Origin of the sequence: Metallosphaera javensis (ex Sakai et al. 2022), from assembly GCA_021654415.1 — an archaeon.
Taxonomy (GTDB): domain Archaea; phylum Thermoproteota; class Thermoprotei_A; order Sulfolobales; family Sulfolobaceae; genus Metallosphaera; species Metallosphaera javensis.
Genome location: AP024487.1, coordinates 1950280 through 1965250, shown reverse-complemented (window position 1 = coordinate 1965250; position 14971 = coordinate 1950280). Strand labels below are relative to the sequence as shown.

The 14971-nt window shown below is 50.2% G+C and carries 14 protein-coding genes and 1 pseudogene; 8 read left to right on the top strand and 7 right to left on the bottom strand.

The genetic code is table 11. The features are described from left to right. Positions 1–186: pseudogene (locus QVC96_RS11020) on the bottom strand (IS256 family transposase); the annotation flags it as partial. 195 nt (positions 187–381) lie between these two features. Here QVC96_RS11020 and QVC96_RS11015 point away from each other — a divergent pair. The 3 genes from QVC96_RS11015 to QVC96_RS11005 all read left to right on the top strand — a co-directional run bounded on the left by QVC96_RS11015 (position 382) and on the right by QVC96_RS11005 (position 2654). After that, positions 382–870 (top strand): helix-turn-helix domain-containing protein, encoded by a 489-nt coding sequence (locus tag QVC96_RS11015; protein WP_238027283.1) that lies wholly within the window; start codon positions 382–384, stop codon positions 868–870. Beyond that, positions 842–1378: an IS630 family transposase gene (locus QVC96_RS11010; protein ID WP_287688805.1), complete on the top strand. Its 537-nt coding sequence runs from the start codon at positions 842–844 to the stop codon at positions 1376–1378. The genes QVC96_RS11015 and QVC96_RS11010 overlap by 29 nt, the downstream gene beginning before the upstream one ends. Positions 1379–1937: 559 nt before the next feature. Further along, a complete protein-coding gene (locus tag QVC96_RS11005) occupies positions 1938–2654 on the top strand; it encodes a transposase (RefSeq protein WP_425597951.1) in 717 nt (238 codons plus the stop codon). On the opposite strand, the gene QVC96_RS11000 is transcribed toward QVC96_RS11005, so the two are convergent. Together QVC96_RS11000 and QVC96_RS10995 are read right to left on the bottom strand one after the other, a co-directional pair. Next, entirely contained in the window at positions 2622–3158 is a 537-nt protein-coding gene (locus QVC96_RS11000; RefSeq protein ID WP_287688834.1) for an IS630 family transposase, read from the bottom strand. The two genes, QVC96_RS11005 and QVC96_RS11000, sit on opposite strands and share 33 nt — an antisense overlap. Continuing rightward, positions 3130–3618: a helix-turn-helix domain-containing protein gene (locus tag QVC96_RS10995; protein WP_287689274.1), complete on the bottom strand. Its 489-nt coding sequence runs from the start codon at positions 3616–3618 to the stop codon at positions 3130–3132. Before QVC96_RS10995 ends, QVC96_RS11000 begins: the two co-directional genes overlap by 29 nt. 109 nt (positions 3619–3727) lie before the next feature. On the opposite strand from QVC96_RS10995, the gene QVC96_RS10990 reads away from it, so the two are divergent. Together QVC96_RS10990 and QVC96_RS10985 are read left to right on the top strand one after the other, a co-directional pair. Continuing rightward, on the top strand, positions 3728–4063 hold the full coding sequence (locus QVC96_RS10990; RefSeq protein WP_287689273.1) for a hypothetical protein: 336 nt from the start codon (positions 3728–3730) through the stop codon (positions 4061–4063). A gap of 273 nt (positions 4064–4336) precedes the next feature. Beyond that, complete coding sequence (locus QVC96_RS10985; protein ID WP_287689272.1) at positions 4337–5479, top strand: AAA family ATPase; 1143 nt, start codon at positions 4337–4339, stop codon at positions 5477–5479. A gap of 86 nt (positions 5480–5565) precedes the next feature. Here the strand turns inward: QVC96_RS10985 and QVC96_RS10980 are convergent, their stop codons facing one another. Continuing rightward, a complete protein-coding gene (locus tag QVC96_RS10980; RefSeq protein WP_287689271.1) occupies positions 5566–6702 on the bottom strand; it encodes an NAD(P)/FAD-dependent oxidoreductase in 1137 nt (378 codons plus the stop codon). A gap of 75 nt (positions 6703–6777) precedes the next feature. Between QVC96_RS10980 and treH1 the strand changes: the two genes are divergently transcribed. Together treH1 and QVC96_RS10970 are read left to right on the top strand one after the other, a co-directional pair. Then, positions 6778–8475 carry an alpha,alpha-trehalase TreH1 gene (treH1, locus tag QVC96_RS10975; protein WP_287689270.1) on the top strand — a complete coding sequence of 566 codons (1698 nt, stop codon included), beginning with the start codon at positions 6778–6780 and terminating at the stop codon, positions 8473–8475. 66 nt (positions 8476–8541) lie between these two features. Continuing rightward, positions 8542–10065: a 4-hydroxyphenylacetate 3-hydroxylase family protein gene (locus QVC96_RS10970; RefSeq protein WP_238027079.1), complete on the top strand. Its 1524-nt coding sequence runs from the start codon at positions 8542–8544 to the stop codon at positions 10063–10065. Here the strand turns inward: QVC96_RS10970 and fdhD are convergent. From fdhD to fdhF, 3 genes are read right to left on the bottom strand one after another with little or no spacing between them, the layout of a single operon-like run. Beyond that, a complete protein-coding gene (gene fdhD, locus QVC96_RS10965) occupies positions 10062–10826 on the bottom strand; it encodes a formate dehydrogenase accessory sulfurtransferase FdhD (RefSeq protein ID WP_287689269.1) in 765 nt (254 codons plus the stop codon). The two genes, QVC96_RS10970 and fdhD, sit on opposite strands and share 4 nt — an antisense overlap. Next, on the bottom strand, positions 10807–11163 hold the full coding sequence (locus QVC96_RS10960; RefSeq protein WP_287689268.1) for a DUF1641 domain-containing protein: 357 nt from the start codon (positions 11161–11163) through the stop codon (positions 10807–10809). The genes fdhD and QVC96_RS10960 overlap by 20 nt, the downstream gene beginning before the upstream one ends. Beyond that, positions 11127–14048, bottom strand: coding sequence for a formate dehydrogenase subunit alpha (fdhF, locus tag QVC96_RS10955; RefSeq protein WP_287689267.1), 2922 nt, complete (start codon positions 14046–14048; stop codon positions 11127–11129). The genes QVC96_RS10960 and fdhF overlap by 37 nt, the downstream gene beginning before the upstream one ends. Positions 14049–14329: 281 nt before the next feature. On the opposite strand from fdhF, the gene QVC96_RS10950 reads away from it, so the two are divergent. Further along, entirely contained in the window at positions 14330–14959 is a 630-nt protein-coding gene (locus tag QVC96_RS10950; RefSeq protein ID WP_287689266.1) for a hypothetical protein, read from the top strand. Positions 14960–14971: the final 12 nt, after the last annotated feature.

Genomic DNA, 14971 nt, shown 5'->3' with positions numbered 1-14971 from the left:
CTACAAAAAATTATCCAAAATGTTGTAGTTATCGGCGATGGCCCAGACGATCTGGGTTAGCCTGTGGGGCGTGTGGCACTTGCCGAACCTCCTCCTCTCCACCAGGGAGTTGAAGGACTCCACCAGGTTGTTGGTGGAGAGGAGGCGCTGAAGTTCTTGAGGAAGGGAGAGGAAGGAGAGGAGACCGCGTTCCACCAGTTCCTTGATCCTGTTGGGGAACTGGAGCAGGCCAGAGAGCAGGAGGTCGACCTCCTTCCTTTCGTCGCGGTCTAAGCGCCTCTTGACGTGGTTGAGGCAGAGCTGCCTCTTCGCGTCTATTCCCGAGAGCTCAAGCGCTAGTACTTAGGTAAAGTTTTTATCTTGGTATTACTAATATAGAATGTGGAGGAATTAGAGAAGGCTTACAGGGAGGAAAAGAATGCTAGGATAAGGCAGAGAATACTGGGGGTGAAGATGTACCTCGTGGACGGGTTCAGGGAGTACAGGGTGGCCGAGGTCCTCGGGGTTTCGTACTCAACGGTGAAGAAGTGGGTCGCGAAGTACAAGAGGGGAGGGGTCGGAGCGTTGAGGGATAGGCCAAGGTCGGGTAGGCCCAGGAAGTACTCCAGCGAGGAGGTGAAGAAGGTGCTGGAGACAAGTCCCAGGGAGCTGGGATACAACCTGGAGGGGTGGACCATGAGGGCGCTGAACGCTGAGCTGAGGAAGAGGGGGATAGTTTACAATAGGTATCACCTTTACAGGGTAGTGCACCAGCTGGGGTACGGTTTCGTGACGCCCAGGCCGGTGAACGCCAGGGCCGAGGTGGAGAAGCACCGCGATTTTAAAAAAAGTGAAGGAACTGATGGGACGCAGGATAGCGTTCTTCGATGAGACAAGGGTGGTGGTGGGCACCACGGTGAGGAGGTGCCTCGCCAGGAGGGGTTCCAGGCCCAGGATCAGGGTGAACCTGGGCTTCCAGCACTTCTACGTCTTCCTCGCCCTTGACGCCATTTCAAGGAAGGTGCTGTACGCCCTCTACAACTCCCTCTCCAGCAAGAACATGAAGAGCTTCGTTTACAGGATGGAGAGGAAGTGGGGCAGGGAGACCAAGTACCTCGTCCTTGACAACCACTCCTCCCACAAGACGGGGGCTATCCTGGACCTGTTCAGGAGAAGGGGAGTGAGACCCGTTTTCACCCCAAAGTACTCGCCAGAGCTAAACCCTGTGGAGAGGATCTTCAAGGACCTGAAGTTCCACCTTGCGAACAGGTTCTTCAACAACGTGGAGGAGGCAAGGGAGGAGGTGAGGAGGTTCTTCGAGGAACATCACGATCAGTTTAATCTTGATGTGGTCCAATATCTGGATTTAGATGAAATAGAGGTAGAAAACAATGGATAAAAACTTCCACAAAGTACTAGTGTAGTTATCATGACTTAGATTCTGGAACTAGGCTCCCTTCATTTCATAGATTCAGCCACTGTTTTATCTCAAGTTCCTGCTTATGACTTTAGTAGCCTCTTTAACCTCACACACCCGCAGGGGATTGGAGAAAATCATCAAGTTTACGGCTATGACCTTGTGTCACGTGGGATGGAAATGATATCATAATCTCTTGAAACTCACGTTACCTTCTAGGACACTACATTTACCCGCCAGATATTCTCTCACTCTGCGGCCACATAAAGAATCAAGGATTATTCTTTGCCGAACATAAATACGCTTAAACCCCTTAGCACGGAACACCTGGGCCATTCAGGTCTCCATTGCGAATTGAATTCTAGTTCCTTATGGATATTATGATACATCACCTATACAATGCTCTGAAGTACATAGGGATTTTGAACGGGCGATTCAGGTTTCCATTGCGAATTGTAATTAGTTAATCTACGTGAGATGATCAAAATCAATCTATCATTTTTCAGTAATACTTTAAGGGGGCCGAACACGATGTCATACCATGAGCAAACTAACTATCGAACCCGCGTACCAACTCCAGGAGGAGTTGGTACACATCGTGTTCGACCCCGTATTTCCTAAGCACTGGCTCATAAATAAACCTGTTGAGGAGGTCGAAGGGCTAGCGATGAGGGAGGCGGAGGAGGTAAGCCCGAGGTACGCGAGGGGGAAGAGGCTCAAGAGGAGGGGATACGCGAGGTACAGGTTCCTAACTGGTTTCTCGGTGGTGATGGAGGGCAGGAGGATTGAGTACAGGCTCAGGTGGATGAGCGTGAGGTTGCCCGTGATGTACGACGGGAAGGGGAGGGTGAGGACGGGGGTTGAGAGGGAGTTGCTGAGGGAGGAGGAAGATGTGCTGAGGAAGCTGCTCACGTTCTACTCAGTGCTGGGAGGGAAGATGAACGCGAGGCTCTGGACCCCCGAGCTTGAGGTTGAGGGAGACTTCCGGTACGTGATAGCTGACGGGAAGTGGGTCAAGCTCAGGGGAGGGAAGGGAGTCCTCCTGGTGGCCATGGGCGTCACGCGCGAGGGTAGGAAGGCTGTGCTGGACTTCCTCCTGGCTAAGGAGGAGGACGCGAGGAGTTACTGGAGGCTTTTTGCAAGGGTGTGGAGGAAGTTCAACTTCAAGCTCGTGGTTGCGGACATGGTCAGGTCCGTGGACTCCGCTAGTACTTTGTGGAAGTTTTTATCCATTGTTTTCTACCTCTATTTCATCTAAATCCAGATATTGGACCACATCAAGATTAAACTGATCGTGATGTTCCTCGAAGAACCTCCTCACCTCCTCCCTTGCCTCCTCCACGTTGTTGAAGAACCTGTTCGCAAGGTGGAACTTCAGGTCCTTGAAGATCCTCTCCACAGGGTTTAGCTCTGGCGAGTACTTTGGGGTGAAAACGGGTCTCACTCCCCTTCTCCTGAACAGGTCCAGGATAGCCCCCGTCTTGTGGGAGGAGTGGTTGTCAAGGACGAGGTACTTGGTCTCCCTGCCCCACTTCCTCTCCATCCTGTAAACGAAGCTCTTCATGTTCTTGCTGGAGAGGGAGTTGTAGAGGGTGTACAGCACCTTCCTTGAAATGGCGTCAAGGGCGAGGAAGACGTAGAAGTGCTGGAAGCCCAGGTTCACCCTGATCCTGGGCCTGGAACCCCTCCTGGCGAGGCACCTCCTCACCGTGGTGCCCACCACCACCCTTGTCTCATCGAAGAACGCTATCCTGCGTCCCATCAGTTCCTTCACTTTTTTTAAAATCGCGGTGCTTCTCCACCTCGGCCCTGGCGTTCACCGGCCTGGGCGTCACGAAACCGTACCCCAGCTGGTGCACTACCCTGTAAAGGTGATACCTATTGTAAACTATCCCCCTCTTCCTCAGCTCAGCGTTCAGCGCCCTCATGGTCCACCCCTCCAGGTTGTATCCCAGCTCCCTGGGACTTGTCTCCAGCACCTTCTTCACCTCCTCGCTGGAGTACTTCCTGGGCCTACCCGACCTTGGCCTATCCCTCAACGCTCCGACCCCTCCCCTCTTGTACTTCGCGACCCACTTCTTCACCGTTGAGTACGAAACCCCGAGGACCTCGGCCACCCTGTACTCCCTGAACCCGTCCACGAGGTACATCTTCACCCCCAGTATTCTCTGCCTTATCCTAGCATTCTTTTCCTCCCTGTAAGTCTTCTCTAATTCCTCCACATTCTATATTAGTAATACCAAGATAAAAACTTTACCTAAGTACTAACGTAGACACATCATGTAGATACTCGCTTCTACTGCTGTTAAGTTAAGGGGAAATGTAAAAGAGGTGGGTGAAACTGTCTCAAGGAAAGGGACTACATTGCTCAACCTTGGGGCTAGAAGGGAGCAAAACGGTAGGGCCTTTGAGGCCTCGGTATTCGCGATGCAAGGAGCTAGTTCGGCCATAGGTGGCTCACTTCTGGCGTTAATCAAGGTATTCGAGAATATATTTAGTACGAACGTTATTAATTCGATTTTCACTCTTGGACAGGTCAGTATTCCCCAGCTGTCATTGCTTCTATTAGCTATTCTGGTAGCATTGTCTTTTGCTAACGGAATCTTTATTGTAATTGCGTATGGTAAGACATTCTATTCCTCCCTTTACTTTGTGGGATACTTCTGATAATTACAGCTCTAAGTTTTCATTTCACTTACGTTCTTACCCAGGGTATTTTCTCGGGCGTATTCCAGGGGTTACCCACCATAACCAGGGTTCCAGGGAACATTTGACTAGGAAATTTTCTCCTCAACTAGCTATGAATGACATCAGGTATCAATGTACCCTAGAAACAGGACAAGATCAGAGGAGAAGGACATGAGCCAACTGTCAGTATCAATGTGATATAAGTGCAAGTTTTATAATTGCTGGTACCAGCAAATAGGTGGTACCCGCAAAATGTGGTTCCTCTATGGTCCGCCAACCTCCAACCCGTTTGGCAGGGAGAATGAAGTCAATTCTCTTCTAGCCCTGATGAAAAATGGACAACCGGTTGGCTTAATAGGACCTAGAAGGATTGGCAAAACCTCCATTATATTAGCCTCTCTCAAGAAGGTCCCCCTACCCTATGCGTATATCTCCGCTGAGGAATTTGTTAGAGGCGAAAAGGGTTTCAACTTCGCAGAGTTCCTGAGTGCATACGTGAGTAAGTTGACCTACTCCATATATGCCCATGCAGGATATAGGGGCCAGATCCAAAGGGCTATGGATATGACAAAGGGCTATGTAAAGCAACTACGAGATCTAATCGGGATGGTAAAGGTTAGTTTTAACATTCCAGAACTCACTGGACTCATGGAAGTCATCCTGGATAAATCGGAGAAAAACAAGGATCTCAGCGAGGAATTCTCCAGGGTCCTAGATTTACCGGAGGTCCTAGCAGAGCGTTTCGAAATCCAGAGAATAATATTTGTGGTGGACGAGTTTCAGTACCTGAAGCTGGCAAGACAGGCTGTTCCTGAGATCTTTCACGTTATGAGGAGTAAATGGCAATTTCACAGGAAAGTGAGTTACGTCATATCTGGGTCGGCGACAGGTATGTTGGAGGAACTGATTAACTCACGAAGCCAGCCTTTCTATCAGTTCTTCTATATGACTAGGATAACCCCCTTCGCAAGGGATGTATCGAAGGAATTCCTGAGGACAGGCTTTGAGGCTGAGAACCTGAGGGTGAGGGAGGAGGAATTGGACACGATAGTGGATTATGTGGATGGATTCCCTGCCTGGCTGAACTTGGTGGGAATTAAGATGGTTGTGGAGAGAAGATCAGTTAGCGAAGTTCTCCAAAGTTTACCTGAGGACGAGAACGTTATCACTGCATTGGAGGGAGATTTACGGAAACTTTCATCTTTCGCAAAATCAGTCTTGAAAGCTATGTGTAAGTTAGGCGGAGAGGCCAGGCCAAAGGACTTAGGGGACGATCAATGGGCCGTTACCAGGGCGCTTCAACAGCTCATGAGATTTGGTTACGTTGAGAGGGAGGAAAGGGGCGTCTATAGGGTAGTGGATCCTATGGTGGTTCATTATCTACAGTCTCGCTAATTTTCTCATTTCTCCCAAGAGATCTAAAGGTTTAGTTTCAAAATCCTTACGCGTCACTACAATTAAATTCCTCCAGGTAATCCGGGTTATGTCTCCACCGTTAGAGCACCGTGATAGGGAACGTCAAATGCCCTGTTGACTAGAAGTCTGCTGTACATTTTCTTTATCATAACGTAAGTCCTGCTGAACGCTAACGCTGTTTTTGTCTCCTTCCCGTTGGTGTCAAACCTTAAGATACCGCCATCATCTCCTCCCTCCATAACGCACAGAACTCCGAGGGAGTACATGGGCAAATCCAATCCCCTAATCTCCTTTAGAACCGTGGATACTGCGTTTTCCGCAGAGATCATGGCTGCCCTCGCAGTTCTCGGGAAGGGCGTTTGAGCAAGATCTCCAAGCGCAAATATCCTTTCATCCTTCCTGAAACTTGGTAATTTCACCTCAACGAAGCCAGAACCTCCTGCAAGGCCTGCATCCTTCACCACCTTGGGGGCTGAGAGGGATGGGAGGACAGATATTACCTCAGCCTCCACCTCTTGACCGTCATTCAGGACCACCATCCCCTTCCTTACCTCCTTTACGCTCTTTCCCTTCAGGAGTTTTATTCCCCTCCTCTCGAAGTAGGAGTTTGCCCTTTCATGTACCCAATCCAGAGGAATGGGTCCAAACACACCCTTGGGGCTTTGAGTTGCCAGGTAAACTCTTCCCCTAGCTCCCCTCTTCCTCAGTATGTACTCCGCAATGAGGGCTACCTGATACGAGGGTCCCTCTATGGGACTTCCTGGGGCGTTTCCCACGAACACGTCTCCCTTAGTGTTCCACAGTAGTTCCTTAAGCTTAAGGAAGCCATCAAGTGTGTGATGCATTACCGCGTTCTCATGTCCAGGAATCCTTCTGAAGTTCTCCTCATATCCTCCGCCAAGGGCGAGAAAGAGGTAATCGTAATCAAAGGTTCCCCTGTCCGTCTTAACCTCCCTGCTTTCCGGCAGGATCTGACTCACCTTGGCCTCAACGAAGTTAACTCCCTTCCTCTCCATGGCCAACTTAGCGTCAAACTCAGTCTCCTCTACCTTCACCTCATCCGTGAGAAGGAGCGGGAAAATTGTGTTCTCTCTCACCACCCTCGACTCTGAGATGACGGTTACCTCGTCCCCTAGAAATCTCCTCAGCTTGTGAGCCACCGTCAGCCCAGCGTAACCGGCACCAAGTATCAAGAATTTCATAAGATAAGATGAGATAAAGGAGAATTAATCTTTGTTGTTCCCAAATAGTTTAATATTCGCTCTCATAGTTTAGGTGTGTTAGCCTTCATTTCCAATCAAATCACCTCCGCAATTCTGGACGGTACTTCAGTGGTCTGGTTTCCAGTGCCTAAATTCGATTCTCCCTCAATTTTCTCCAAGCTGGTTGATGAAAGGGGAGGAGAGTTCTCCATACTCCCTGGTGAGGTTACGTACATGGCTCAGGAGTACAGGGATCCCATGGTTCTCACCACCTACGTTGAAACCGATCAGGGGAAAATGGTGATTCAGGACCTCATCCCCATAGGGGAGACAATTATCATCAGGAAGGTTGAAAGCGAATTCCCCTTCAAGGTTGTGTTCAACCCGATCTTCTACTACGGTTTATATAGACCCGTTCCAGATGGGAACAGAAGGATCAATCCCAGGGGAAGGGATTGCGTGGCCTTCCTTTACGAGTATGACGGAGAGGTGGAGGTGGAGAGCGATGATGTATGGAGGTTCTCCAGGGGAAGGGGATACCTGGTGGTAAATTACTCCTCCGATGCCAAGCACGGTCCAATGAGTGAAAGAACCTCTAGACTTTCCCTTGACTTCTCCAGGCCCTTTGAGAAGACCGTTGAGTACTGGAGGAGATCCTTACCGGCGTCCAAGGAATATCTAAGGGAACTCTACACCACCTCGGTGGCAGTCCTCCTGGGTTCAATTTACGCTCCTTCCGGTGGACCCATAGCGTCGCCAACCACCTCCCTACCTGAGGTAGTGGGTGACTCAAGGAACTGGGACTATCGCTTCGCGTGGATCAGGGACTCCTCCATAATAGCTGAGGCTCTCCTTGACGCCGATTACGTGGTTAAGGCCAGGGACATAATTAACTTCCTGCTCTCCCTGATCAATTTCTCGTCTAAACCCTTCTTTTACCCGCTCTATACCGTGGAGGGTACAATCCCTCCACCGGAGAAAAGACTTCCCTGGCTCTCTGGTTTCAGGAACTCCAGGCCTGTGAGAGTGGGAAACGGAGCGTCAACTCAGGTTCAGCTTGACGTGGAGGGCTTCTTCATGGCCTCCCTATATAAATACTTTGAGAGAACGGGGGACAGGGTTTACATCTACGACTCCCTGGAGAAGATTACCTATCTTGCTGACTGGGAGGCAGAGAACTGGAGAATGAAGGACTCTGGTATATGGGAGGACAGGGGAGAGCCAAGGCACTATATTCACTCCAAGATAATGATGTGGGTTGCAATGGACAGGGCGGGGAGGATTATGAATGCCCTGGGTATGAACGACCCTTGGAAGGAGAGAAGGGAGGAATTGCGATCCTGGATATTTGAAAATTCGGGAGAGTACTTCCCCAGATACGCAGGAAGCACAGAAGTGGATGCCTCCATCCTGTCCGCGTCTCTTTACGGATTCGTTGATGTAAATGATAAGTTGTTTCTCAACACTCTTCAGAGGATAGAGAAGGACCTAGTTAAGGACGGTTTTGTGAAGAGGTATTTATCGGACTTCATGGGGGAGGCGAAACATCCCTTCCTTCTCACCACGCTTTGGCTGGCCAGGGTTTACATAAGGCTGGGCGAGACAAGGAAGGCCAAGGACATCTTGGAAAGGCTGGATAAGGTATCTGGTACCCTTCATCTGCTGGGGGAGCACCTCGATACCTCTACCATGGAATTCACCGGAAACTTCCCACAGGTTTTCGTTCACGCCCAGGTGGTTTCAGCGCTCAGGGAACTGGAGCGTCTACAGTGAACCTTTGAGTTTCAGTTAAAAGAACATTATACTAAACTTTAAAAACTTTAAACACTACTAACCTGTATGGTCGTCAGGACAGGAGAACAATACCTTCAATCCATAAGTAATAGGTCCAAGGTTGAGATTTACGTGATGGGTAGGGAAGTCAAGGACGTGACAAAGCATCCCTTCCTTAAGCCCTCCGTTATGTCCTTTAAGGCTACCTTTGACGCTGCCTGGGAGGAGGATACTAAGGAGCTAGGTAGGGCATGGAGTCCCTACCTTGAGGAGGAGATCAACAGGTTCAATCACATTCACAGGTCTCCGGATGACTTGGCCGCTAAGGTCAAGTTACTTAGGAAGCTGAGCCATAAGACGGGCGCATGTTTCCAGAGATGTGTGGGATGGGATTCCCTGAACACCCTTCATATTGTGACCACAATGATGGCCAAGAAGGGGAAGACTGAGGTAAGGGACAGGTTTGTGGAGTACCTCAAGTACGTTCAGAAAAACGATCTAGCCTTGGCTGGAGCCATGACCGATGCTAAGGGCGTTAGGAATCTAAAACCAAGTCAGCAACCCAACAAGAACGCCTATCTCAGGATAACCGAGGTCACAAAGGATGGAATATACGTGTCAGGAGCCAAAGCCAACATAACGGGCGTTGCTGCAACCGAGGAGATGGTCGTGCTACCGACCAGGGCTATGGGACCTGAGGACAAGGATTACGCCGTTGCCTTTGCAATTCCCACGGACACCGAGGGAGTGAAGATAGTTGTGGGAAGGCAGTTAAACGATGCCAGGAGAATGGAAGAAGGGGAGATAGATGGGCTTCCTTACTTCTACAACCATGAGGGGTTGGTGATCTTCGATAACGTGTTCGTTCCCATGAACAGGGTTTTCCTAGCTGGGGAGTGGGAGTACACGGGCACCCTCGTGGAGATATTTTCCGCCTATCACAGGCAGGGATATGGTGGTTGCAAGGCTGGACTGGGAGACGTGATCATAGGGGCAAGCGCAGATCTGGCGAAGCAGATTGGAGTCGACAGAGCCTCTCACGTTCAGGATAAGCTCACAGAGATGATCTTCCTGACTGAGACAATGTATTCCGCAGGGATAGCTGCAAGTCTGAACGCCGTGAAGATGTGCGACAACTGCTGGTGGGTGAACCCCATGCATGCCAACGTCACAAAGCATCTGGTAGCGAGGTTCCCATCCCAGATTGCACAGCTTTCCATAGACCTTGCTGGAGGAATAGTAGGAACTGCCCCCAGCGAGTGGGACCTTAAGAACCCCAAGCTGAAAGAGTACATTTCCAGGTACCTTCAGGGGGCGGAGGACTTCACCGCTGAGGACAGGCTGAGGATGGTCAGGCTAGTGGAGAACGTGAGCATGGGAGTAGCATTCCAGATAGAGTCAGTTCACGGGGCTGGCAGTCCTGCCGCGCAGAGGATAATGTTCTCTAGGCTATACGATCTTAACTTCGCCCAGGAGGTTGCCAAGAGGCTGGCCGGGAGGAAGAGCGAGGTGAAGTTCACGAGTAAGGCGGAGCCCTGGAGAGAAAGCCAGTCTGAGGCAGAGGCCAAGGAGGTTGGCCTGAAGAGTTAAGATATCCTCTCGGGATGGGAGTACACGTTAAAACTTTTTCCTCTCACGAAACCTATCAGTGTTGCCCCGGAGCTTTCTGCTATTCTCACAGCATAACTTGTTGGGGCCGAGATTCCGCTTATCACGGGAATTCCAGCCATTATCGCCTTGCTGACTATTTCATACCCAAGCCTTCCACTTACCTGAAGAATGCTTGAACTGGCTGGTAGCTTCCTCTCCATGATAAGTTTTCCCACAATCTTGTCCACGGCGTTATGCCTCCCCACGTCCTCAAATAGGAACTGCAGTTCTCCATCTCTCGTGAAGAGCCCAGCAGCGTGGAGACCTCCCGTCACATTAAAGACGTTCTGTTTCTCCCTTAACTTGTCGGGGAGGGAAACTATAACGTCCCTGCTCACAGTGGTACTGGTTGATAAAATGTCCAGAGTGTAGAGGAGAGCCCTCCCGCACACTCCACAGCTGGAATTCACCACAATTTGACGGGATTCTATCTTTTTCACGTCCCTTAGATATATCTCAATTCTGTTCAATTCCTGCTTGACCTTGATCACGTCGTCTAGGGAGTCAATAACCCCCTCGGAGTAGAGGAATCCCAGGCTCAGCTCCTGGTCATTCCCAGGAGTTCGCATTACTATGGCGAAGGTCCTGCACTCCTGGTTGCATATCGTTATGTCCAGCGGTTCCTCCACTGCAACGTAATCCTCGTCCACCTCTTGATGCCCATCCCTCACCTTGACCAGGTTAACCCTGCTTACTTGCACTGCCTATCGCCCGAAGTATCTTCAGTAGAAGTAGTAGTCCTCTCCTGACATCAGGGTCATTGAACTCCTGCAATATCTTGGTGAGGGGTACGTCTTCCACCTCCTCATCCCCGTTAAGGACCGCATATATCACGTTCAATGTTCTGATCAGTCCTGTGTTCTGCTCCGTTAAGGAGGAGATGGTCACATCGAGGTTCTCTGCCAGCCCTGTCAGGAACGGGAGGATACCCGATCTGTTCAGGGCGTTCACTAACCTCAGGAACTGCTCCAGGGCCTCTCCGCTCTCCTGGAGCTGAGCCATCACTCTGTCAAGGGCTTGAACTCCTCTCTCATCCATTTCTTGGTCACCTCAATTCCCACCTGTCTCTTTCTTTCCTGAACGTGGAATCTCCAGTTATCTCTTGGTAGAGGGGTACCGCTTCCACTGGCCAGTTTCTCTATCATTACCGGCGTATCCTTATAGCCCGGAGTTCCGGAGGCCTTGTCAAACTCCTGCCCCGTCAGGTTATTCACTCCCTTAGAGGGTTCAGAGGCGAAAAGAGGTATAAACACTTCCTCTCCTGTGACCCTCTCGCTCACCAGCGCCCTTGCCTTGATTTCCCCGCCAAACTTTGACTTCACGAGCACCAGATCCCCGTTCCTTATGGAGTATCTCTCCGCCAGCTCCTTGGATATCTCCACGAACGTTTCTGGGAACTTTCTTCTGAGCCCTTCAACCCTTCCCGTCATGGTACCACCGTGAAAGTGTTCCAGGACCCTACCAGTGTTGACCACTATGGAGTGTACCTCATCCTTCAGAGGCCTGGGTTTCCATTCCAACGAGTAGAGGACAGCCTTGCCATCAGGAGTCGCGAAGGAGTTCATGTAAAGAAGAGGAGTGTCTGTGCCGTCCTCATTTACAGGCCACACCAAACTGTTGAAACCCTCCAGTCGGGAGTAGGAGACGCCGGCAAACACGGGAGTCAACCTGGCTATTTCATCCATGATCTCCGATGGATGATGATAGGTCCAGTTTGCCCCCATTGCATTGGCTATCATCTGGATTATTTCCCAATCCGGTTTGGACTCTCCTAGGGGATCCATGGCCTTGTATATCCTCTGTATCCTTCTCTCGGTGTTGACGAACGTTCCATCCTTCTCAAGGCTGGCTGCGGCCGGAAGTATGACGTCAGCCAGCTTAGCCGTCTCGGTCATGAACATATCCTGCACCACAAGGAAGTCCACGTTTTCAAGTGCCTTCCTGGTCAGGGGAGTCCCGCAATCCACCGTCACAGTGTCCTCTCCCACAACGTAGAGCGCGTGAATCTTTCCCTCCAGAACTCCCTCTATCATCTGAGGTATCTGGAGTGCTGGCTTCCTGTTCAGCGTAGTCATCCAAGCATCCTCAAACTTGGACATCACGCTTTCCTCCATTTTCTGATATCCCACCATGTAGTTAGGTAGACAACCGAAGTCGCTCACTCCCTGAACGTTGTTATGACCCCTCATGGGGAATGCACCAGTCCCTGGCCTCCCGTAATTACCGGTGAGAAGGAGGAGATCAGATATGATGGTGGACGTATCAGCTCCACCCAGGTGCTGGGTCACGCCCATTCCCCACAGGACCGCTACTCCCTTTGCCTCATGTATCATCTCCGCCAGCCTGATTATCTGCTCCCTGGGAACTCCAGTCACGCTCTCCACGTAGTCCAGGGTAAAGCCCTTAATCGTCTCCTTGAACTCGTCTAAACCGTTCACCCTCTTGAGGAACTCATGATTTACCCAATCCCGATCCAGTATATACTTGGCCACACCTGCCAATACCGCTGCGTCGGTACCGGGCTTTGGTCTGATGAATAGGTCTGCCCTCTCCGCCATTTCGTGTTTCCTAACGTCTATCACGGCAATCTTAGCTCCCCTGATCTTCTGCGCCCTCTTGACCTTGCTCCCCACTACGGGATGACTCTCAGTGGTGTTATGGCCCACTATCAAGATAAGATCTGCGCTCTCTATGTCCCTTATTGTCCCGGAATCTCCTCCAATGCCCACGGTCCTCCACAACCCCACCGTCGCGGGGGACTGACAGTACCTCGAGGAGTTATCCACGTTGTTGGTGCCTATCACGGCCCTCGCCAGCTTCTGCAGGAGGTAAGCCTCCTCGTTTGTCATCTTATCTGAGGCGATGAAGCCCATGGAGTCAGGTCCATATCTCTCCCTGATCTCCTTGAACTTCTTTGCAACCAGCTGAATTGCCTCATCCCAGCTGGCCTCCCTGAAGTGATCTCCCTCCCTTATCAGCGGTTTGGTTATCCTGTCCGGACTGTTAACGAAGTCCCACCCGAACTTACCCTTAACGCAGGTCAGGATCCCGTTGGCGGGGGATTCAGGTTTGGGTTCCACTTTCAGTATTTTCCTGCCCTTAGTCCACACCTCAAAGGAACAGCCAACTCCGCAGTAGGTGCATACGGTTTTGGTCCTCTTGATCTGTGATTGCCTGGCCTTGGATTCCAGCTCACTCACCGTCATGAGCAGGCTGAAGTTGTCCTCCGCCTTACCCACTGCCTCAATGGTCTTCCTCTTGAGCTCAGGGTTGATCCACGTGAAGAGTCCAGCCTCACCCAGCATTCCCTTCTCCATTAGCGCGTTGACAGGGCAGACCGTGACGCAGGTCCCGCAATTTACGCAAGAGGAATTCCCAATTGGATTTCCACGATCCCACACCACTCTGGGAGGGTTCAGGCTCCAGTCTATCCAGATCACCTCGTTCACGGCAAAGTCCTGACATGCCTCAACGCATCTCCCACAAAGGATGCATTGTGCAGGATCGTAAACGTAGAAGGGACCCGTATCATCCAGGGAATAGGGTTTCTCCGTGTACCTCTGATGAAATACTCTCTCCTTTATAACCGCCTCATGCAGGGCACAATCCCCGTTATTGTTTTCGCAGACCGTACAGTACAGCTTGTGATAACGAAGTATCCTGGAGATAGCCTCCCTCCTCATTTTTCTGGAGACTTCGTCACTGGTGGTTATCCTCATCCCCTCCTCAACCTTAGTGGAACAGGCCCTCTTCAATTCCCCATTAACCTGCACTAGGCACGTGTCACAGCTCTCCAGGGGAACGAGTCCCTCATTGAAGCAGACGTGGGGGACGTAGATGTTGTTCCTCTTCAGTACGCTAATGATGGTCTCCCCGGGATCGGCAGAGTATACTTTACCATTCACGCTCACCGTGAGAGACATGCCCTACTTCTCTTGGGTACATTTAAAAACATATCTCTATATTGTTGTTTAACTTTATATACATTTTATAAGCTTTACATAAATGCAGTGTGAAAATAGACAATTGATGATTTGAATTGAGTACTTTAAATGTATTTAATTGCCCATTTCTAGGCGATAACGTGGTCATTGAACACTTTACGATTTGAATGGTCTCTTCATTAAACATGGCTCATGGTCGCATGACTCATTTTAATTATTTTTATAAAAAAGTTTTTAGCTTATATTAATGACTTATCTATATGGACTCTAACTGGAATCAAATTCCTGAAGAAGTTAGATTTGGTATAAGGTATTTATCAGCCCATTTTTATCCCAAAAAGTATATGGCAAGATGGAGTATTCTGAGACCCCTCTCCATGAAGTTCGTGGGCAACGTGAGGGGATACTCGCCACAGCAGTATCAGGAGGAGCTTGAACATTTCGACTTCTTTGATAGCTATTTCAGGGATGAACCACTCTCGGAGATTGAACTACCAGGTTCATACATCACGTTCTTTGATGAGCTGACCAAGGACTTTGAGAGCGGTGACATCCAGAGGATAGTGACCAGGTTCCATCTAGTTACGGAGGGCATTCTTGCAACCACAGGGCTAAACATTCTGAGAAGTATGGGAGAGAGGTACGGTTTGACCCAGTTCACGAGGGGGATAAAGCGCATCATAGAGGACGAGGCCAGGCACATTAACTTCGGTCTGGGGCTCATCACTGATAAGGGATTCGCGTTGAGGAGGCTGAACGAGATATATCCCGAGGCGATGAAAATAGTATCCGACGGCAGGGTTCACCTGGAGGCCCTGACACCCTTCAACGAGATAATGAACATGATGGAGGAGTTGAGGAGGGCCAGGGAAACTAGGTTGAAGGGATAACTGGGAAAAGGT

What these genes read in the sequence shown, in the direction of transcription:
- QVC96_RS10985 (WP_287689272.1), top strand. Translation starts at nt 4,337, where the DNA reads ATGTGGTTCCTCTATGGTCCGCCAACCTCCAACCCGTTTGGCAGGGAG.
- QVC96_RS10980 (WP_287689271.1), bottom strand. Translation starts at nt 6,702, where the DNA reads ATGAAATTCTTGATACTTGGTGCCGGTTACGCTGGGCTGACGGTGGCT.
- fdhF (WP_287689267.1), bottom strand. Translation starts at nt 14,048, where the DNA reads ATGTCTCTCACGGTGAGCGTGAATGGTAAAGTATACTCTGCCGATCCC.
- QVC96_RS10960 (WP_287689268.1), bottom strand. Translation starts at nt 11,163, where the DNA reads ATGGATGAGAGAGGAGTTCAAGCCCTTGACAGAGTGATGGCTCAGCTC.
- QVC96_RS11000 (WP_287688834.1), bottom strand. Translation starts at nt 3,158, where the DNA reads ATGGGACGCAGGATAGCGTTCTTCGATGAGACAAGGGTGGTGGTGGGC.
- QVC96_RS11005 (WP_425597951.1), top strand. Translation starts at nt 1,938, where the DNA reads ATGAGCAAACTAACTATCGAACCCGCGTACCAACTCCAGGAGGAGTTG.
- QVC96_RS10970 (WP_238027079.1), top strand. Translation starts at nt 8,542, where the DNA reads ATGGTCGTCAGGACAGGAGAACAATACCTTCAATCCATAAGTAATAGG.
- QVC96_RS11010 (WP_287688805.1), top strand. Translation starts at nt 842, where the DNA reads ATGGGACGCAGGATAGCGTTCTTCGATGAGACAAGGGTGGTGGTGGGC.
- QVC96_RS10950 (WP_287689266.1), top strand. Translation starts at nt 14,330, where the DNA reads ATGGACTCTAACTGGAATCAAATTCCTGAAGAAGTTAGATTTGGTATA.